We start from the raw sequence: 20,523 nt of genomic DNA, 5'->3' as shown, positions 1-20,523 counted from the left end.
GTCACCACCACCTCGCCGACCTGAGCAGCCGTCAAGCTCCAATTGGGAAGGCCCGACGCATCCTCATGGGAAACAAGGGGAACTCTATGTCGTTCATCGGCCGTGACATGGCTGTCGACCTCGGGACCGCCAACACGCTGGTGTACGTCAGGGGTCGTGGCATCGTCCTGAACGAGCCCTCGGTCGTCGCCATCAACACGAACACCGGCGGCATCCTCGCCGTCGGCTCCGAGGCGAAGAAGATGATCGGCCGGACCCCCGGCAACATCGTCGCCGTGCGCCCGCTGAAGGACGGTGTGATCGCCGACTTCGAGATCACCGAGCGCATGCTGCGCTACTTCATCCTGAAGATCCACAAGCGCCGTTACCTGGCCCGCCCGCGTGTCGTCGTCTGTGTCCCCAGCGGCATCACCGGAGTCGAGCGCCGCGCGGTCATCGAGGCCTCCACGCAGGCCGGCGCGCGCCAGGTGCACATCATCGAGGAGCCCATGGCCGCGGCCATCGGCTCGGGCCTCCCGGTCCACGAGGCCACCGGCAACATGGTCGTGGACATCGGCGGCGGCACGACCGAGGTCGCCGTCATCTCCCTCGGCGGAATCGTCACGGCACAGTCCATCCGGGTGGCCGGCGACGAGCTGGACAACGCGATCATCCAGCACATCAAGAAGGAGTACTCGCTCCTCCTCGGCGAGCGCACCGCCGAACAGATCAAGATCACCATCGGCTCGGCGTACGACCTCCAGAAGGACGAGCACACCGAGATCCGCGGCCGCGACCTGGTCTCCGGTCTGCCCAAGACCGTGGTCATCTCGGCCGCCGAGGTCCGCAAGGCCATCGAGGAGCCGGTCAACGCCATCGTCGACGCGGTGAAGACCACCCTCGACAAGTGCCCGCCGGAGCTCTCCGGTGACGTGATGGACCGCGGCATCGTTCTCACCGGGGGCGGCGCGCTGCTGCGCGGCCTGGACGAGCGGCTGCGCCGCGAGACCGGGATGCCGATCCACATCGCCGAGGACCCGCTGGACTCGGTGGCGCTGGGCTCCGGCAAGTGCGTGGAGGAGTTCGAGGCCCTCCAGCAGGTCCTCGACGCGCAGCCGCGCCGCTAGTCCGCACCGCTCCTCCCCCCGGGGCCGCAACGCCCCGGGGGTCAACCGCACCGAACAATCGAACCAATCGGAAAGGCACGGCCGCCGCACGTGAGGGACACACGAGAGAGCCGGCTACTCCTGGTGTTGCTGGTCGCCATCGCGTTCGCACTGATCACGGTGGACATCCGCGGCGGCGAGGAGTCACCGGTCGACGGCGCCCGGCGGGCCGCCGCCGCGGCCTTCGGGCCGGTCGAGAACGGCGTCGCGGCGGCCGTCGACCCGATCGGCAACGCCATAGGAGCCGTCCGCGACTCCGGCGAGCGGCACACCCGGATCGCCGCCCTGGAACGCGAGAACGCGGCCCTCAAGGCCAAGCTCGGCAGCGACGACCGCAACCGCAGCCGCCTCGCCGAACTCGACGCGCTGCTGAAGACGGCGGGCGCCGGCCAGTACGGCATCAAGGCCGCCCAGGTCATCGCCATAGGAGCCGCGCAGGGCTTCTCCTGGACCATCACCATCGACGCCGGCGCCGACGACGGCATCCAGCGCGACATGACCGTGCTCAACGGCGCGGGCCTGGTCGGCCGCGTCACCACCGTCGGCCCGTCCACCGCCACCGTGCTCCTCGCCAGCGACCCGGACTTCACCGTCGGCACCCGCATGGAGAAGAACAACGAGCTCGGCTTCGCCACGGGCCAGGGCAACGGCCCGCTGCTCGTCCAACTCCTCAACGGCAAGGCCAAGGTCAAGCCCGGCGACCGCCTGGTCACCTTCGGCTCGCACGGCTCCAAGCCGTTCGTGCCCGGCGTGCCGGTCGGCGAGGTGGTCCGCGTCGACCCGGCCGGCGGCGACCTGACCCGCAACCTCTACGTCCGCCCGTACGCCGGCTTCACCAAGCTGGACATCGTCGGCGTCGTCGTCCAGGCCCCGCGCACCGACCCGCGCGACACGGTCCTGCCGCCCAAGCCCGCCAAGCCCCGGCCCGTGCCGACCGTCACCGTCACGGTCACCCCGCCGCCGCCCGGGCAGGAGCAGCAGGGCGAGCAGGCGGGGCAGGCGCAGCAGCCCGGCGAGACGCAGGCGCCCGGACAGGCGCCCGCCGACGGACAGAACGACCAGCAGGGGGACTGAGGCCATGAAGATCAACCGGATCCTGCTCTCCGCGGCCCTGGTCGTCGTCGCCCTCGTCGTCCAGGTCTCCGTCCTGTCCCGGCTCCAACTCCCCGGCGCCGTGCCCGACCTCGTCCTGCTCACCGTCATCGCCCTGTCGCTGGTGTACGGGCACGTCAGCGGCGCGCTCATCGGCTTCGGCGCCGGACTGCTCTCCGACCTGGCCCCGCCCGCCGACCACGCCGTCGGCCGCTACGCCCTCGTGCTCTGCGTCGTCGGCTACGTCGTCGGCCTGTTCCGGCCCGAGAAGGGCCAGATCCGGTCCGCCACCGGCCCGATGGCCGTGGTCGTCGTCGCCGCCGTCGGCTCCACGCTGCTGTACGCGGCCGTCGGCGCGCTCGTCGGCGACACCGCCGCCCGCCATGTCGGCCTCGGCTTCCTGCTGTTCACCGCCGCCCTGTACGACCTGCTGCTCGCCCCCTTCACGGTGCCGGCGATCATGGCGCTGGCCCGCCGCGTCGAGAACGACCCGCTGGCCGAGACCGGCACCGCCACCGACGTGGCCTCCGGCTGGCTCTCCTCCGGCACCGGCCTGCGGATCGGGGCCCAGCGCAGCGGCCTGCGCGTCAAGGCCGCCCGTTCCCGGGCCTCACGGGCCGGACGCATCAAGGGAGTCAAGCGACTGTGACCGAGGGGGCAACGGCAGCATGAGCAACATCCCGGAGACCGGACGGACCCCCAGGGTCCAGACCCGGCTCGTCATCATCCAGGTCCTCGTCTTCTCCCTGCTGCTCACACTCGGCGGGCGGCTGTGGTACCTCCAGATCCGCCAGGGCAAGGAGTACACCGACGAGGCGAAGGGCAACCACGTCCAGCAGGTCGTCCAGCCCGCCGTGCGCGGCTCGATCCTCGACGCCCGCGGCGTCCCGCTCGCCGACAACGAGACCCGGCTCGTCGTCTCCGCGTCCCGCACCGAGATGCTGAAGATGAAGGACGACGGCAAGGCCGTCCTCACCCGGCTCGCCGGGGTCCTCGGCATGAAGCCGCAGGACGTCATCAACAAGATCCGGCTCTGCGACTCCGAGACCCCCAAGCCCTGCTGGAACGGCTCGCCCTACCAGCCGATCCCCGTCACCGACGAGGCCACCACCCAGCAGGCGCTGACCATCCGGGAGAGCGCCGAGGACTTCCCCGGCATCACCGCCGAGCCCACCGCCGTACGCCGCTACCCGGCGCTCGGCGGCGCCCGCACCGCGCAGGTCCTCGGCTACCTCTCGCCGGTCACCGACGAGGAGATCGAGAAGGCCAAGGACACCGACTCGCCGTTCCTCCGCTCCGACCAGGTCGGCCGCTCCGGCATCGAGCGCACCTACGACAAGGAGCTGCGCGGCAAGGCCGGCGTCACGCGCTACGAGGTCGACAAGCTCGGCCGCGTCATGGGCCAGACCGAGTCCGACCCCGGCATCGCCGGCGCCACCCTCGTCACCAGCATCGACGCCCGCGTCCAGGCCGTCGCCGAGTACGAGCTCGCCCAGGCGATGAAGACCGTCCGCGGCGAGACCGACAAGATCACCGGCCGTAAGTACGAGGCCGACGCCGGCGCCGTCGTCGTCATGGAGTCGAAGACCGGCCGCGTCGTCGCCATGGCCTCCCAGCCCGACTACGACCCCAACGCCTGGGTCGGCGGCATCTCGGCCAAGGACTACGCCGCGATGACCAGCAAGAGCTCCAACTACCCGCTGCTGAACCGGGCCATCCAGGGCCAGTCCCCGGCCGGCTCCGTCTTCAAGGTCGTCTCCGCGAGCGCCGCCGTCCGCGCCGGCAACAACTTCAACGACAAGTACAACTGCAGCGCCTCGTACAGCATGGGCAACCGCAGCTTCGCCAACTTCGAGTCGCAGGGCCACGGCCCCATCACCCTCGGAGACGCCCTCAAGTTCTCCTGCAACACCGTCTTCTACCGGCTCGGCCACCAGGAGTGGTCCCGCGACGGCGGCCTGAAGCCCAAGAAGAACGCCAAGGACTGGTTCTACCGCACCGCCCACGACTTCGGCTTCGGCTCCGAGACCGGCATCGACCTGCCCAACGAGGTCAAGGGCCGCATCCCGGACCGCCGCTGGAAGCAGAGCTTCTGGGAGGCGAACAAGGACGCCTGGTGCAAGCAGGGCAAGAAGGGCGGCACGTACGTCGAGCAGATCGCGTACGAGAGCTGCCTGGAGGGCAACCAGCTGAAGGCGTACGACAGCATCAACTTCGCCATCGGCCAGGGCGACGTGCTCATCACGCCCATCCAGCTCGCCACCGCCTACGCGGCCATCAGCAACGGCGGCACCCTCTACAACCCGACCATCGGCAAGGCCGTCATCAGCCCCGACGGCAAGAAGATCCAGGAGATCAAGCCCAAGGCCCACGGCCGGCTGCCGGTCGACGCCCAGACCATCCGCGACCTCGACAAGGGCCTCAAGTCCGTCGTCGAGCCCGGCGGCACCGCCGCCTGGCGGTTCGGCGGCTGGCCCCAGGACAAGATCCCGATGCACGCCAAGACGGGCACCGCGCAGGTCTACGGCAAGCAGACCACCTCGTGGTTCGCGACCTACACCCGCGACTACACCATCGTCATGACGATCTCCCAGGGCGGCACCGGCTCCGGCGCCTCCGGCCCCGCCGTGCGCAACATCTACGACGCCCTCTACGGCCTCGACGACGCCGGCAACCAGGACCTCAAGCGCGCCCTGCTGCCCCAGCCGCAGAAGGACCTGCCGAAGATCCAGCCCGACGGCAGCATCGACGCGCCCACCATCAAGCCGTACGACCCCGACGCCCAGAAGGTCGCGCCCGAGCAGGCCGGCCAGCAGCCGGGCGAACGGCAGCCGGTCACACCACCGCTTCACGGGCCCCAGCCCATCTGGAGGGACTGACCCGATGAACGCCCGCACCGGCTTCTCCGTCTCCCGGTACGCCCCCGAACGCGGGACGCTCGCCCGGCTCACCGCCCGCGACTCCGTCCTGCGCCGGCTCGACTGGCCGATCCTGCTGTCCAGCCTCGTGCTCTCGCTGCTCGGCGCGCTGCTCGTCTGGTCCGCCACCCGCGGCCGCACCGAACTCAACCAGGGCGACCCGGAGTACTTCCTCTGGCGGCACCTGCTCAACACCGGCATCGGGCTCGTCCTGATGATCGGCACCGTCTGGCTCGGCCACCGCACCCTGCGCGGCGCGGTGCCGGTCCTGTACGGCATCTCCCTCGTGCTGATCCTCGCCGTGCTCACCCCGCTCGGCGCCACCATCAACGGCGCCCACGCGTGGATCGTCATCGGCGGCGGCTTCTCGCTCCAGCCCAGCGAGTTCGTGAAGATCACGATCATCCTGGTCATGGCGATGCTGCTCGCCGCGAAGGTCGACGCCGGCGACCAGCTCCATCCCGACCACGGCACCGTCGCCAAGTCGCTGCTGCTCGCCGCGCTCCCCATGGGCATCGTCATGCTGATGCCCGACCTCGGCTCGGTGATGGTCATGGCCGTCATCGTGCTCGGCGTCCTGCTCGCCTCCGGAGCCTCCAACCGCTGGGTCCTCGGCCTCATCGGCGCCGGCATCGGGGGAGCGGTGCTCGTCACCGCGCTCGGCATGCTCGACGAGTACCAGATCAACCGCTTCGCCGCCTTCGCCAACCCCGAGCTCGACCCGGCCGGCGTCGGCTACAACACCAACCAGGCGCGGATCGCGATCGGCTCCGGCGGCCTGTACGGCGCCGGGCTGTTCAACGGCCACCAGACCAGCGGCCAGTTCGTGCCCGAACAGCAGACCGACTTCATCTACACCGTCGCCGGCGAGGAACTCGGCTTCCTCGGCGCCGGACTGATCCTGGCCCTGCTCGGCGTCATCCTGTGGCGCGCCTGCCGCATCGCGCGGGAGACCACCGAGCTGTACGGCACGATCGTCGCCGCCGGGATCATCGCCTGGTTCGCCTTCCAGTCCTTCGAGAACATCGGCATGACCCTCGGCATCATGCCGGTCGCCGGCCTGCCGCTGCCGTTCGTCTCCTACGGCGGCTCGTCGATGTTCGCGGTGTGGGTGGCGATCGGACTGCTGCAGTCGATCCGGGTGCAACGTCCCATGTCGGCCTGACACGTACTCCCCTCGCGTTCACATCCCGTCTAGATTCGATTCATGGCGGAGACGAAGCGTGAGATCGAGCGGAAGTACGAAGCCGGAGACGGAACGGCGCTGCCGGACCTCACCGAGGTGCCCGGCATCGCCTCGGTCCAGGACCGCGGCGTCACGGAACTCGACGCCGTCTACTACGACACCCCCGACCTGAGACTGGCCGCCGACGCGCTCACCCTGCGCCGCAGGACCGGCGGCGAGGACGCCGGCTGGCACCTGAAGTTCCCCGTCGCCTCCGGCATCCGCGACGAGATCAGAGCCCCGCTGTCGGACACGCTCCCGCGTGGCCTGGCGGGGCTCCTGCGATCCCGCGTCCGCACCGGCCAGGTCCTCCCCGTCGTCCGCCTCCGCTCCTCGCGCGCCGTACGCCACCTGCGCGCGAAGGACGGCGCGCTGCTCGCGGAGCTCTCCGTCGACACGGTCAGCGCCGAACGGCTCGGCCGCCGGGACGGGGCCATCGCCGGCTGGACGGAGATCGAGGTCGAGCTCGCCGACGGCGCGGACGAGAAGGTCCTCGACGCCGTGGAGAAACGCCTGAAGAAGGCCGGCATCCGCCGCTCCGACTCCCCTTCGAAGCTCGCCCGGGCCCTGCAGGAGACCGCCCCCGGCCCGGACGGCCCCGCAAAGACCACGATCCGGCGCGCGGCCGAAGCGGCCCGCCGCGCCGGCGAGGCGGAACCGCACGACGACGAGCCGGCCGGCAAGCTCATCGCCCAGCAGGCCCGCCGCGCCGCCGGCGACCAGGCCCCCGAGACCCTCCCCGAGGGCAGCGCCGGCGCCGCCGTACTCACGTACGTACGGGCCCAGCGGGACGCCCTCGTCGCCCTCGACCCCGCCGTCCGCCGCGACCTGCCCGACGCCGTGCACCAGATGCGCGTCGCCTGCCGGCGCCTGCGCAGCGCCTTCAAGACGTACCGCAAGGTCCTCGACCGCACCGCCACCGACCCCGTCGGCGAGGAGCTCAAGTGGCTCGCCCGCGAACTCGGCCACGCCCGCGACCACGAGGTCCTCGTCGCCCGCCTGCGCCGGCAGCTCGACGACACCCCCCGCACCCTGCTCCTCGGCCCGGTCCGCAACCGGCTGCGCATCTGGGACACCCGCCGCTCCGGCAGCGCCCGCCGCAGCGCCCTCGCCGCCCTCGACTCCCCCCGGCACCTCGCCCTCCTGGACGCCCTCGACGCCCTGCTCGCCGACCCCCCGCTCCGCAAGCGCGCCGCCCGCCCCGCCCCCGGCGTCCTGCGGAAGGCCGTGCTCAAGGACCACGGCCGCCTCGCCGCCGCCGTCGAGCACGCCCTCGCCCTCGAACCCGGCCGGGACCGCGACCTCGCCCTGCACGAGGCCCGCAAGGCCGCCAAACGCGCCCGCTACGCCGCCGAGGCGGCCGTCCCCACCCTCGGCAAGCCCGCGAAGAAGCTGGCCTCCCGCGTCAAGGCCGTCCAGAGCCTGCTCGGCGACCACCAGGACAGCGTCGTCGCCCGCGAGGCCCTGCGCACCCTCGCCGCCCAGGCCCACGCGGCCGGCGAGTCCGCCTTCACCTGGGGGCTGCTGCACGGCCGCGAGGAGGCCGCCGCCGCCCGCACGGAGCGCGAGCTGCCGGAGGTCTGGGCCGAGGCCCGGACCCCCGATCTGTAGCGGACAGGACTTCCCGAGCACCGGGGTACGCTTGAGAGTCGCCCCACGCCAGCTCACGAAGGTTCGAGATGTCTGCTGCCGAGTCTGTCTTCCCGCAGCTCGAAGCTCTGCTCCCGCACGTGCAGAAGCCGATTCAGTACGTCGGTGGAGAGCTGAACTCCACGGTCAAGCCGTGGGAGTCCGCCGACGTCCGCTGGGCTCTGATGTACCCGGACGCGTACGAGGTCGGCCTGCCCAACCAGGGCGTCATGATCCTCTACGAGGTACTGAACGAGCGCGAGGGCGTCCTCGCCGAGCGCACCTACAGCGTGTGGCCGGACCTCGAGGAGCTGATGCGCGAGCACGGCGTCCCGCAGTTCACGGTCGACTCGCACCGCCCCGTCGGCGCGTTCGACGTCTTCGGCCTGAGCTTCTCCACCGAGCTCGGCTACACCAACATGCTCACGGCCCTGGACCTCGCGGGCATCCCGCTGGAGTCCAAGGACCGCACGATCGACCACCCGATCGTCCTCGCGGGCGGCCACGCGGCCTTCAACCCCGAGCCGATCGCGGACTTCATCGACGCGGCGATCATCGGGGACGGCGAGCAGGCCGTGCTCGACATGACCGAGATCATCCGCCAGTGGAAGGCCGAGGGCTGCCCCGGCGGCCGCGAGGAGGTCCTGCTCCGCCTCGCCAAGACCGGCAGCGTGTACATCCCGGCGTTCTACGACGTCGAGTACCTCCCGGACGGCCGCATCGGCCGCGTCGTCCCCAACCGCTCCGGCGTGCCGTGGCGCGTGTCCAAGCACACCGTCATGGACCTCGACGAGTGGCCCTACCCGAAGCAGCCGCTGGTCCCGCTCGCCGAGACCGTCCACGAGCGGATGTCCGTCGAGATCTTCCGCGGCTGCACCCGCGGCTGCCGCTTCTGCCAGGCCGGCATGATCACGCGCCCCGTGCGGGAGCGAAGCATCACCGGCATCGGCGAGATGGTCGAGAAGGGTCTCAAGGCCACGGGCTTCGAGGAGGTCGGCCTCCTCTCCCTCTCCTCCGCCGACCACTCCGAGATCGGCGACATCGCGAAGGGCCTGGCGGACCGCTACGAGGACGACAAGATCGGCCTCTCGCTCCCGTCCACCCGCGTCGACGCCTTCAACGTCGACCTGGCGAACGAGCTCACGCGCAACGGCCGCCGCTCCGGTCTGACCTTCGCCCCCGAGGGCGGCTCCGAGCGCATGCGCAAGGTCATCAACAAGATGGTCTCGGAAGAGGACCTCATCCGTACCGTCGCCACGGCCTACGGCAACGGCTGGCGCCAGGTGAAGCTGTACTTCATGTGCGGTCTGCCGACGGAGACCGACGAGGACGTGCTGCAGATCGCGGACATGGCGATGAACGTGATCGCCAAGGGCCGCGAGGTGTCGAAGTCCAACGACATCCGCTGCACCGTGTCCATCGGCGGCTTCGTGCCCAAGCCGCACACCCCGTTCCAGTGGGCCCCGCAGCTCTCCGCCGAGGAGACCGACGCCCGCCTGGAGAAGCTCCGCGACAAGATCCGCGGCGACAAGAAGTACGGCCGCTCCATCGGCTTCCGCTACCACGACGGCAAGCCCGGCATCGTCGAGGGCCTGCTCTCCCGCGGCGACCGCCGCGTCGGCGACGTCATCCGCGCGGTCTACGAGGACGGCGGCCGCTTCGACGGCTGGCGCGAGCACTTCAGCTACGACCGCTGGATGGAGTGCGCCGCCAAGACCCTGCCCGCCCACGGCGTCGACGTCGACTGGTACACCACCCGCGAGCGCGGCTACGAGGAGGTCCTGCCCTGGGACCACCTGGACTCCGGCCTCGACAAGGACTGGCTCTGGGAGGACTGGCAGGACGCCCTCGACGAGACCGAGGTCGAGGACTGCCGCTGGACCCCGTGCTTCGACTGCGGCGTGTGCCCCGCCATGCAGACCGAGATCCAGGTCGGCCCGACGGGCAAGAAGCTGCTGCCGCTGACGGTCAAGAAGTAGGCGAGCAATCGACGAGAGGCGTCCGGACACGACCGTCCCGACGCCTCTCGGCGTGCCGGACACCACCGTGCTGCCTCAGTCCGGCGTCGAAGGCGTCGCCTCTGACAACCAGACGGTCACGTACCTCGTCGGGGATCCTCAGGCTCAGGTGCAGGGACGGAGCCCTCACCCCTTTGATCTTCGTGCGCCTCACCTCGCACGTGACACCAGCACGGCGCAGATCTTCGGCCATGGCCTCGCTCCCGCCGGCCTCCCACCGTTCCCGGAAGGTCTTGCCGTCGTGGAAGAGGACCCACCGGTCCTGCGTGGTTTCCGGCGCGATGGCATTCAGCTCGCCCGTGAGGTCGTCGAGGGCCCTCCTCGCCCGCTCGCGAGCGAACCGTGACCCGGAGTGGGGACCGCCGCCGGGTTCGAGCCCTGTCCTGTACGCGGCGATGGAGGCTTCGAGCCGTGCCCCTTCGCCGCGCGCCTCGGCGCCCGGCGCGTAATCCCGCACCTGTACGGGGATGTCGCCGAGAGCTTGGAGCACCTTCTCCGCCAGGTCGTCGAAGACGGACTGCGGGTCGGGGGCGCCGCGCCCGCCGCCTCGGCACTTTCCACAACGGAGGTAGGCGTAACTCCGGCCGTTGCTCGTCGTCCTCTGCACAGTCATGTGGGTCGAGCAGTCGGCGCAGACCAGCACCCCCAGGAACTGCGTCGCTCCACCGCTCCGCCGCGTGGGCTGACTCTTGGACCGGCGGTCGAGTGCCGCCTGGAGCGTCTCGAACTCCTCCTCGGTGAAGATCGGAGGAGCGACGCGCACGGGCGCTCCGTCCTTGCGGAGGACGACTCTGCTCCGTCGCCTCCCGCCGTGCTTCTCCTCCTCGACGCGATACCCCATCAGCGCCGGATTGCGAAGCCGCCGGAGGAGGGTCGACGTGGTGAGACCGGGCGACATGAGCCCGGACCTGACGAGGCAGAGGGACATGCGTCGGGCGGACACATTCCTGAGCGCCATGCTCCGAGCCCAGTGCAGGGCCTTGCGGGCGTTCGGTTCGACGGCCAGCGCCGTCGAACCGTCCGCCTTCGTGGTGGTGTAGCCGTACACCGGCTTGCCGACGACCCACGCCTCCCGCGTCCTTGAGTGGTCCCAAAGGGACCTGACCCGGGTAGAGGTGTTGGCCGCTTCGATCTCGGCGATACGGCCGATGATCGTCACTACAGCCCGGCCTGCGGGGGTGCTGAGGTCGATCTCGTCGTGCTTCGACACGAGGTTCTTCCCGTATCGATCACACCACTCGATCATCGCGGACAGGTCCGTCGTGCGTCGGATGAGGCGGTCGAGCTTCCAGAAGAGGAGAACGTCGAACTCCGGGGCACGGTTGTTGAGCCACTCCCCGAGCTCTTTCCGTCTCCAGGGCGGAACCTTCGTCGCCGACACGTTGAAGTCGGAGGCGACCCCCACCACGCGGTAGCCCCGTTCTCTCGCGAGGAGGCGCAGGTCGAGCTCCTGCCGCACCGGCGACGTCGTCTCCTTCGTCAGCACGGACAGGCGGACGGAAAGAAGTGCGCGGGGCGCGTCCTCGGGGAGATGGGCCTCCGCCTGCTTCAACTCGTCCAGAACAGCCAGGTCGCAAGCGGTCCACGTGCGCCTGGCGTCGTACTTCGCCATGGGGGCGGAGCGTAGTCACCAGATGTGGATGTATCTCGTTTTTCAAGAAAAAACCCATATCACAGGTTTGGCCTGGCTCAATGGGGCGGAACGCGCGGCCCAAGGGTCAGGGGGAGTAGCGCGTATCCGGGTGACGGCCCGGTCCGGGGTGAGAACCCCGGGCCGGGCCGTTGCGTCATCTCAGGCATGAGCATGGAGAAGCCGCAGTCCGGGGCCGGTCACGAGCCCGAAGGGTGTCTGACGGCGTTCGTCCGGATCCCGGTGCGGATCGTGGTGCTGGTGGTCGTGGTGCCGCTGCGCATGGTGTGGGACGTGCTCGTCGTCGTGGGGCGGTTCCTGGAGCGGACGGTGCTGCGGCCGGCCGGGCGGGCGCTGGCGTGGTTCTTCCGGTACACCGTGGGGATTCCGGCCGGCTGGCTGTACCGGCAGGTGCTCACGCCCGTCGGACACGCCCTGGCCTGGTTCTTCAGCGGCGTCACCCAGGTGGTCGAGTGGACGCTCGGACACCTCGGGCGGGTGCTGGGATGGCTGCTCAGGGCGGTGTTCGTGTGGCCGTGGGTGGGCCTGTGGCGGTACGTGGTCGTGCCGGTCGCCCGGTACGGGATCGCCGTCCCGGCCGTCTGGCTGTACCGGAACGTGCTCACCCGCCTCGGCACCGGCCTGGCCTTCCTCTTCGCGCTGCTGGTCCTCACCCCGGCGGCCGCGCTGTGGACGTACGTCGTCGTGCCCGTGGTGACGTACGGGATCGCCGTCCCGGCCGTCTGGGTGTACCGGAACGTGCTCGCGCCGGCCGGGCGGGCGCTGGCCGTCGCCGCCGGGTGGCTGGGCAAGGCGTTGTTCGTGTGGCCGTGGGTCGGCCTGTGGCGGTACGTGCTCGTGCCCGTGGGGCGGTACGGGCTCGTCGTCCCGCTGTCCTGGCTGTACCGGCGGGTCCTCGCGCCGCTCGGGCGGGAGCTGGCCGACGCGCTCACCGTCTGCTGGCGGATCGCCGGGTACGTCTCGCGCGCCGTCGGCCGGGCGCTGAAGTGGCTCGCCCGGAACCTCGTCGGCCGGCCCGTCGCCTGGTTCTGCACGTCCGTCGCCCGGCCCGTGGGGCACTGGATCCGCGACAGCGTCTGGGCCCCGGCCCGCGCCGCCGCCGTGGAGGCCGGCCGCGCCGCCCGCGCCGCGCTCGCCTCCGCCCGCGACACGGTGCGGGAGGCCCGCCGCGACGCGTGGCGCGCCCTGGTCGGCGGGGCCCGGGCGGCCGAGGTCGCGGAACCCCCGGTGAGCCGTGCGCGTACTCTGGGTAGTACAACTGCCGTCCCCGGCGTGGCGCCCGCCCCCGAGATCTCCCTGCGCAAGCGGGGGTGAGTCCGGGCGCGGACCCCCCAGGGACTCACCCGAATTTCGTGGGCGGCGCGCCACCGCGCCCGCCCCGCACCGAGGAGAAGAACCACTGGGCAAGCGACAGCCCGAAGGCCCGCCGCCCGCACCTGCGGTGCAGCGCATCCGACTGCGCTACACCAAGCGCGGCCGCCTCCGGTTCACCAGCCACCGTGACTTCCAGCGTGCGTTCGAGCGTGCGCTGCGCCGCGCCGAGGTGCCCATGGCGTACTCGGCCGGCTTCACCCCGCACCCCAAGGTGTCGTACGCCAACGCCGCCCCGACGGGTACGGGGTCCGAGGCCGAGTACCTGGAGATCGCGCTCACCGAGCAGCGCGACCCGGAGACCCTCCGGGCCCTGCTCGACGAGTCGCTCCCGGCCGGCCTCGACATCACCGACGCCGTCGAGGCCCGGACCTCGGGCCTCGCCGACCGGCTCACCGCCTCCGTGTGGGAGCTGCGGCTCGACGGCGTGACCGTCGAGGAGGCGGAGAAGGCCGTCGCGGCCTTCCTCGCCGCCGAGACGGTCGAGGTGCAGCGCAAGACGAAGAACGGCCTGCGCACCTTCGACGCCCGTTCCGCCGTCGCGGACCTCACCGCGGCTCCGGCCCCGGCTGATAGGCCGGTGCAGGGGCCCTGTGCGATACTGCGGCTGGTTGTTCGGCACGTGACACCTGCCGTGCGACCCGACGACGTCCTGTCCGGTCTCCGAGCTGTGGCCGACCTGGCGCCGCCGGTCCCCGCAGCGGTGACCAGGCTGGCGCAGGGGCTCTTCGACGAGGAGTCCGGCACGGTGACCGACCCGCTCGCGCCCGACCGCGAGGCAGTCACGGCCGCTCCACCCACGGCCGCCGCGACCGCCCCGGCGACGGCGCCGGGTACCGGTTCCGCGTAGGGACGGTCGTCGTAGCGCAGCCCTGGAACTCGGGAGCCACCTGGGTCGGGCCGCGCACTGACCAGGAGACTTTCGCCAGGCCGTACGCATGGGGCGTACGGAACCGGCGAGCCAGACACTCAAGCTCCCGTGCGGCGCCCGCGCCCCGGGCGGCGGCACCGCGGCAGACCCGCGATGTGCCGCCGGACCGGAACAAGGCGCGGCGCCCGGGAGCGTGACGGGAGAACCGCCCGCATGCTCGAGCCCACCGAAGACAACAACGCCCCCGGAGACAAGCTGCCGCCGCGCCGCAGGCGCCGCGCCGCTTCCCGTCCCGCGGGCCCGCCGGTCGCCGCGGAGACGGCCGCCGCCGAGACGGCCGCCCCGGCCGTCGAGCCGGCCGCGCCCGCCGCCGAGGAGACCCCCGCGGCCGAGGCCGCGCCGGCGCGTCCGCGCCGCCGCGCGACCCGTAAGGCCACCGCTCCCGTGACGTCCCCGGCCCCGGCCGACGAGGCCGTGATGGAGACCCCGGCCGTCGTCGCCGAGGAGCCCGTCGTCGCCGAGGAGCCCGCCGCCGAGGAGCCGGCGCCGCCGGCCCGGACCCGGCGCCGCGCCACCCGCAAGGCGACCGCGCCCGCCGCCGAGGCCGCCGCGCCCGCCGCCGAGCCGGTCGTCGAGGAGACCCCGGCCCCCGTCGAGGAGGCCCCCGCGGCCGAGGCCGCTCCGGCGCGTCCGCGCCGCCGCGCGACCCGTAAGGCGACCGCTCCGGTGACGTCCCCGGCCGCGGCCGAGGAGGTCGTGGTGGCTCCGGCCGCCGCCGTCGAGGAGCCGGTCGAGGCTGTGGAGGCGGTGGAGGAGCCGGTCGTGGAGGCCGCTCCGCCGGCCCGTGGCCGCCGTCGTGCCACGCGTAAGGCGACCGCTCCGGTGACGTCCCCGGCCGCGGCCGAGGAGGTCGTGGTGGCTCCGGCCGCCGCCGTCGAGGAGCCGGTCGAGGCTGTGGAGGCGGTGGAGGAGCCGGTCGTGGAGGCCGCTCCGCCGGCCCGCGGCCGCCGTCGTGCCACCCGTAAGGCGACCGCCCCGGTGGCCTCCCCGGCCGTCGCCGAGGAGGAGACCGCCGGCGAGAGCCTGCCGCAGGACGTCGTGGAGCAGATCGCCCCCGAGGCCCCGGCCGCCCCCGAGGTGGCCGCCGCGGAGAAGGCCGCCACCCGTGGCCGTACCCGCCGCCGGGTGACCGCTCCGCAGTTCACCTCCACCCCGGCGCCCGCCCCGGCCGAGAAGGCCGAGGAGCCCGAGGAGGAGAAGCCCGCGCGCGGCCGCCGTGCCGCCCGCCCCGCCGTCGCCGTGTTCCAGCCGCCGGTCTTCACCGAGCCGATGTTCCAGACGCCGGAGACCGCGGCCGCCGCGGCCGCTGCCGCCGCCGCGGAGCAGGACGAGGACGAGGAGACGGCCGAGGCCGTCGAGCCCGTCGAGTACGCCGAGCGCGAGACCGGCCGCCGTCGCCGTCGCCGCCGCGGCGAGCCCGTCGCCGTCGAGCCGGTGCCGAGCACCGTCGCCGACGAGCCCGAGGTCGAGACCGAGGAGCCCGAGACCGCCGAGGCCGAAGCCGAGGAGACGGACGAGTACGAGGAGCGTCCCTCCCGCCGCCGTCGCCGGGGCGGCCGTCGCCGTCGCCGCGGCGGGGACGCCGAGGCCGACGAGACCGAGGAGACCGGCGTCGAGGCCGGCGCCGAGGAGTCCGAGGAGGAGCCCGAGGAGGGCGACGAGGAGGAGTCCGAGGAGGGCGAGGGCTTCGCCGCCTCCGGCAGCAGCAGCTCGCGCCGCCGTCGCCGTCGTCGCCGCCGCAGCGGCGAGGCCGCCGGCGAGGCCGAGCCCGCCGAGGAGGACGGTGTCCGCACCGTCGTCAAGGTCCGCGAGCCCCGTCCGAAGGCGGAGCCGTCCGACGAGGTGCAGTCCATCAAGGGCTCGACCCGTCTGGAGGCGAAGAAGCAGCGCCGCCGCGAGGGCCGCGAGCAGGGCCGCCGCCGGGTGCCGATCATCACCGAGGCCGAGTTCCTGGCCCGCCGCGAGGCCGTCGAGCGCGTGATGGTCGTCCGCCAGAACGGCGAGCGCACCCAGATCGGCGTCCTCGAGGACAACGTGCTCGTCGAGCACTACGTCAACAAGGAGCAGGCCACCTCGTACGTCGGCAACGTCTACCTGGGCAAGGTCCAGAACGTGCTGCCGTCGATGGAGGCCGCCTTCGTCGACATCGGCAAGGGCCGCAACGCGGTCCTGTACGCCGGCGAGGTCAACTTCGAGGCGCTCGGCATGGCCAACGGGCCGCGCCGCATCGAGACCGCGCTGAAGTCCGGCCAGTCCGTCCTCGTCCAGGTGACGAAGGACCCGATCGGCCACAAGGGCGCGCGTCTGACCAGCCAGGTCTCCCTGCCGGGCCGCTACCTCGTGTACGTGCCCGAGGGCTCGATGACCGGCATCAGCCGCAAGCTCCCCGACACCGAGCGCGCGCGTCTGAAGACCATCCTCAAGAAGATCGTCCCCGAGGACGCGGGCGTCATCGTGCGCACCGCCGCCGAGGGCGCGAGCGAGGACGAGCTGCGCCGTGACGTCGAGCGTCTGCAGGCGCAGTGGGAGGACATCCAGAAGAAGGCGAAGAGCGGCAACGCCCCGACCCTTCTCTACGGTGAGCCGGACATGACCGTCCGGGTCGTCCGCGACATCTTCAACGAGGACTTCTCCAAGGTCATCGTCAGCGGCGACGACGCGTGGGAGACCATCCACGGCTACGTCGGCCACGTCGCGCCCGACCTGGTCGACCGGCTGTCGAAGTGGACCAGCGAGGTCGACGTCTTCGCCACGTACCGGATCGACGAGCAGCTGATGAAGGCGCTGGACCGCAAGGTCTGGCTGCCGTCGGGCGGTTCGCTGGTGATCGACAAGACCGAGGCGATGGTCGTCATCGACGTCAACACCGGCAAGTTCACCGGTCAGGGCGGCAACCTCGAGGAGACCGTCACCCGGAACAACCTGGAGGCGGCCGAGGAGATCGTGCGCCAGCTGCGGCTGCGCGACCTGGGCGGCATCGTCGTCATCGACTTCATCGACATGGTCCTGGAGTCCAACCGCGACCTGGTGCTGCGCCGCCTCCTCGAGTGCCTGGGCCGGGACCGGACCAAGCACCAGGTGGCCGAGGTCACCTCGCTGGGCCTGGTGCAGATGACCCGCAAGCGGGTCGGCCAGGGTCTGCTGGAGTCCTTCTCCGAGACCTGCGTCCACTGCAACGGCCGCGGCGTCATCGTGCACATGGAGCAGCCGACCGCCCCCGGCGGCGGTGGCGGCGGCAAGCGGGCGAAGAAGCGCGCCCGCGGCGGCGCCGAGCACGTCCACGAGCACGAGCACGTCGAGGCGGTCGAGCCGGAGACGGCCGAGGCGGAGACCGAGGCCGAGGTCGCGGCGGAGCTCGCCGCCCCGGTGGCCGTCGACGAGCCGATCGCCGCGGACGAGGAGCTGTACGGCTCCGCGGCCGAGGCGGAGGCCGCCGCGGCCGGTGGCCGTGGCCGTCGCCGTCGCCGGGTGGTCCGTGAGGTGTCCCGTCCGGCGCCGGTCGTGGCCGAGCCGGCCGTCGAGGTCGTCGAGCCCGCGCGGGTCGTCGCCGAGGCGCCCGTCGAGGCCCCGGCCGAGGAGGCTCCCGTCGAGGAGGCCCCCGTGGCCGCCCCGCCGCGGGCCCGCCGCCGGGTCGTCCGCAAGGCCACCGCGCCCGCCGGCGCGCCGGCCGGTGCGGAGGAGGCCGCCGTCGTGGTGGTGACCGCCACGCCGGAGCCGCAGGCGGAGCGCCCGGAGCCCGAGCCGGACACGGCCGGGGCGCCGGAGGCCGAGGTCGGGACCGAGGCCACCGAGGCGGAGGGCGCGCCGGCGAAGAAGACCGCGCGCAAGACCGCCAAGAAGGCCACGGCGAAGAAGGCCGCCGTCAAGAAGACGGCGGCGAAGAAGACCGCGGCCAAGAAGACCACGGCGAAGAAGGCCACGAAGACGGCGGCCAAGAAGACCGCCGCGGCCGAGCAGTAGCAGGGCCGGACCGACCGGGTCCGCAGCGCAGGGGAGTGGCGTCCGTCGGGTGACGGTCGTCACTCCCCGCTGTTGTTCGGTCGAACGTTGTGTGGCCGCGAGCTGAACACCCTGTGTGGTCGTGAGGGGGGCGTCCGACCGGCCCGGGACTTTGTTTCAGAATTGATGCCTGGCCACGTAAACGGCCCAGAAATTGACTAGGAAATTCCTGATAATGTGACGCCCGGTCGCCGCCGACTCGGGCCTCCGCAAGGGACTACGGTCGGTGACCGACCCGGATCGGGGACAGACTCGGTCCCAGCATTCCTCGGTAGGGCGTCGGCATCGCGCCGGAGGGGTACGCGCGGCCTCGCGAGACGCCCGCCGCACCCCAGACCTCTGCCACGTAGAGCTCTTGCGGTGTTCAAGGAGGACGTCCATGGCGAGCATCAACGAGCAGCCCATTCCCGCTGCCCGCCCGGTCATCGGTGAAGAGGAGATCGAGGCCGCGGTCCGCGTACTGCGCACCGGCCGCGTCGTACAGGGCCCGGAGGTGGCCGCCTTCGAGGAGGAGTTCTCGGAGCTCGTCGAGGGACGACACTGCGTCGCCGTCAACTCCGGTACCTCCGCGCTGCATCTCCTTCTGATGGCCATGGGCATCGGCCCGGGCGACGAGGTGATCGTCCCGTCCTTCTCGTTCGCCGCTTCGGCGAACGCGGTCCGCCTGGTCGGCGCGGACGTCGTCTTCGTCGACATCGAGGCCGACAGCTTCAACATCGACCCGGCCGCCGTCGAGGCCGCGATCACCCCGCGCACCGCCGCGATCATGCCGGTGCACATCTACGGCAACCCGGCCGCCATGGACAAGATCATGGCGATCGCGGACAAGCACAAGCTGGCCGTCGTCGAGGACGCCTGCCAGGCGCACGCGGCCGCCCTGAACGGCACGCCGGTCGGCGCCTTCGGCACCGGCGGCACCTTCAGCTTCTACCCGACGAAGAACATGCACTCCCTCGAGGGCGGCATGATCTCCACGGCCGACGCCGAGATCGCCCGCACCCTGCGCCTGCTGCGCAACCAGGGCATGGAGCAGCGGTACGCGAACGAGATCGTCGGCGCCAACATGCGCATGACCGACGTGAACGCCGCCATCGGCCGCGTCCAGCTCGGCAAGCTGAACGGCTGGACCGAGCAGCGCATCGCCAACGCCGCGTACCTCTCGCAGCACATCACCGCGGAGAACGTGGTCACGCCGATCGTCGCCGAGGGCGCGCGGCACATCTACCACCAGTACACGATCCGGGTGAAGGGCGACCGCGACGCCGCGATGGCCCGGCTCACCGAGGCGGGCGTCGGCAACGCGGTCTACTACCCGACGCCGATCCACCGCCTGAAGCCGTACTGGGAGCCGGACCAGAAGGCCGGCCGCACCTGGGACCTCCCGCAGACCGAGAAGGCCGCCGCCGAGGTCGTCTCGCTGCCGGTCCACCCGTCCCTGTCCGAGAACGACCTCGAGCGCATCGTCGCCGCCGTGAACGCGCTGGGAGAGAACCTGTGACTGCCGCTGCACTGCGAGCCGGCCTGATCGGCCTCGGCTCCATGGGACGCCACCACGCCCGCGTACTGGCCGGGCTCGACGGCGTCCAGCTCGTCGGTGTCGTCGACCCGATGGGCGACAAGAACGGCTGGGCGCAGGGCGCCCCGGTCCTGTCGACCGTCGAGGAGCTCATCGCGCTCGGCGTCGACTACGCCGTCGTCGCCTGCCCGACCGCCCTGCACGAGGAAGTCGGCCTGAAGCTGGCCGAGGCCGGCGTGGGCGCGCTCATCGAGAAGCCCGTCGCCGACACCGTCGAGGGCGCCCGCCGCCTGGTCGAGGCGTTCGAGACCCGCGGCCTGGTCGCCGGCGTCGGCCACATCGAGCGCTGCAACCCGGCGCTGATCTCGCTGCGGCAGAAGCTGGAGGCCGGTGAGCTCGGCGACGTCTACCAGGTCGTCACCCGCCGCCAGGGCCCGTTCCCGCACCGCATCGCGGACGTCGGCGTGGTCAAGGACCTCGCCACCCACGACATCGACCTCACCGCCTGGGTGACCGGTCAGTCGTACACCTCGATCGCCGCCCACACGGTGTCGAAGTCCGGCCGCCCGCACGAGGACATGGTCTCCGCCGTCGGCCAGCTCTCCGACGGCACCATGGTCAACCACCTCGTCAACTGGCTGAGCCCGCTGAAGGAGCGGTTCACCTCGGTCACCGGCGAGCGCGGCTGCTTCATCGCCGACACCCTCACCGCCGACCTCACCTTCTACTCCAACGCCGCGGTGGCGACGGAGTGGGAGGCGCTGCAGGCCTTCCGCGGCGTGTCCGAGGGCGACATGGTCCGCTACGCCATCCCGAAGCGCGAGCCGCTGCTCGTCGAGCACGAGCTGTTCCGCGACGCGATCCTCGGCAAGGACGCGGACATCTGCACCCTGCGCCAGGGGCTGCGTACGGTGGAGGTCGCCGCGGCGGTTCTGCAGTCCGCTGCCGACCGGACTACTGTCCGTCTGGACGACAACGCGGGTGGAGCTGCCTGACCCACCTCGGCGGCGGGTAGCCGCTGCCCGCCG

13 protein-coding genes are annotated in these 20,523 nt (G+C 71.9%); 12 read left to right on the top strand and 1 reads right to left on the bottom strand.

Annotated elements, in window-relative coordinates; genetic code table 11:
• The first annotated feature begins 86 nt into the window (after nt 1-86).
• The 7 genes from ACNJ93_RS10155 (at nt 87) to ACNJ93_RS10125 (ending at nt 9,988) form a co-directional block, all read left to right on the top strand.
• Nucleotides 87-1,106, top strand: a complete 1,020-nt coding sequence (locus tag ACNJ93_RS10155) for a rod shape-determining protein (RefSeq protein WP_418957045.1) — start codon at nt 87-89, stop codon at nt 1,104-1,106.
• Nucleotides 1,107-1,196: 90 nt separating this feature from the next.
• Nucleotides 1,197-2,219, top strand: a complete 1,023-nt coding sequence (mreC, locus tag ACNJ93_RS10150) for a rod shape-determining protein MreC (RefSeq protein ID WP_418957044.1) — start codon at nt 1,197-1,199, stop codon at nt 2,217-2,219.
• 4 nt (nt 2,220-2,223) lie between these two features.
• Nucleotides 2,224-2,886, top strand: a complete 663-nt coding sequence (gene mreD, locus ACNJ93_RS10145; RefSeq protein WP_418957043.1) for a rod shape-determining protein MreD — start codon at nt 2,224-2,226, stop codon at nt 2,884-2,886.
• A 19-nt stretch (nt 2,887-2,905) separates the two neighbouring features.
• On the top strand, nt 2,906-5,116 hold the full coding sequence (gene mrdA / locus ACNJ93_RS10140; RefSeq protein ID WP_418957042.1) for a penicillin-binding protein 2: 2,211 nt from the start codon (nt 2,906-2,908) through the stop codon (nt 5,114-5,116).
• Nucleotides 5,117-5,120: 4 nt separating this feature from the next.
• Nucleotides 5,121-6,320 carry a rod shape-determining protein RodA gene (rodA, locus tag ACNJ93_RS10135; RefSeq protein WP_418957041.1) on the top strand — a complete coding sequence of 400 codons (1,200 nt, stop codon included), beginning with the start codon at nt 5,121-5,123 and terminating at the stop codon, nt 6,318-6,320.
• 42 nt (nt 6,321-6,362) lie between these two features.
• A complete protein-coding gene (locus tag ACNJ93_RS10130; RefSeq protein ID WP_418957040.1) occupies nt 6,363-7,991 on the top strand; it encodes a CHAD domain-containing protein in 1,629 nt (542 codons plus the stop codon).
• Between the two features lie 68 nt (nt 7,992-8,059).
• Entirely contained in the window at nt 8,060-9,988 is a 1,929-nt protein-coding gene (locus ACNJ93_RS10125; RefSeq protein WP_418957039.1) for a TIGR03960 family B12-binding radical SAM protein, read from the top strand.
• Here ACNJ93_RS10125 and ACNJ93_RS10120 read toward each other — a convergent pair.
• Complete coding sequence (locus ACNJ93_RS10120) at nt 9,978-11,639, bottom strand: recombinase family protein (RefSeq protein ID WP_418957038.1); 1,662 nt, start codon at nt 11,637-11,639, stop codon at nt 9,978-9,980. The two genes, ACNJ93_RS10125 and ACNJ93_RS10120, sit on opposite strands and share 11 nt — an antisense overlap.
• A gap of 186 nt (nt 11,640-11,825) precedes the next feature.
• Between ACNJ93_RS10120 and ACNJ93_RS10115 the strand changes: the two genes are divergently transcribed.
• From ACNJ93_RS10115 to ACNJ93_RS10095, 5 genes are all read left to right on the top strand, one after another.
• Complete coding sequence (locus ACNJ93_RS10115) at nt 11,826-12,992, top strand: hypothetical protein (protein ID WP_418957037.1); 1,167 nt, start codon at nt 11,826-11,828, stop codon at nt 12,990-12,992.
• Between the two features lie 127 nt (nt 12,993-13,119).
• Entirely contained in the window at nt 13,120-13,899 is a 780-nt protein-coding gene (locus ACNJ93_RS10110) for a TIGR03936 family radical SAM-associated protein (protein ID WP_418957036.1), read from the top strand.
• A gap of 234 nt (nt 13,900-14,133) precedes the next feature.
• Nucleotides 14,134-17,940 (top strand): Rne/Rng family ribonuclease, encoded by a 3,807-nt coding sequence (locus ACNJ93_RS10105; protein WP_418957035.1) that lies wholly within the window; start codon nt 14,134-14,136, stop codon nt 17,938-17,940.
• Between the two features lie 418 nt (nt 17,941-18,358).
• On the top strand, nt 18,359-19,477 hold the full coding sequence (locus ACNJ93_RS10100; protein WP_418957034.1) for a DegT/DnrJ/EryC1/StrS family aminotransferase: 1,119 nt from the start codon (nt 18,359-18,361) through the stop codon (nt 19,475-19,477).
• On the top strand, nt 19,474-20,490 hold the full coding sequence (locus ACNJ93_RS10095) for a Gfo/Idh/MocA family protein (RefSeq protein ID WP_418957033.1): 1,017 nt from the start codon (nt 19,474-19,476) through the stop codon (nt 20,488-20,490). Before ACNJ93_RS10100 ends, ACNJ93_RS10095 begins: the two co-directional genes overlap by 4 nt.
• The last annotated feature ends 33 nt before the right edge of the window (nt 20,491-20,523 follow it).

Source organism: Streptomyces tritici (genome assembly GCF_048500665.1).
In the GTDB taxonomy this organism is placed as follows: domain Bacteria; phylum Actinomycetota; class Actinomycetes; order Streptomycetales; family Streptomycetaceae; genus Streptomyces; species Streptomyces tritici.
The sequence above is the reverse complement of the archived record's forward strand: the minus strand, read 5'-3'. Positions and strand labels throughout refer to the sequence as shown.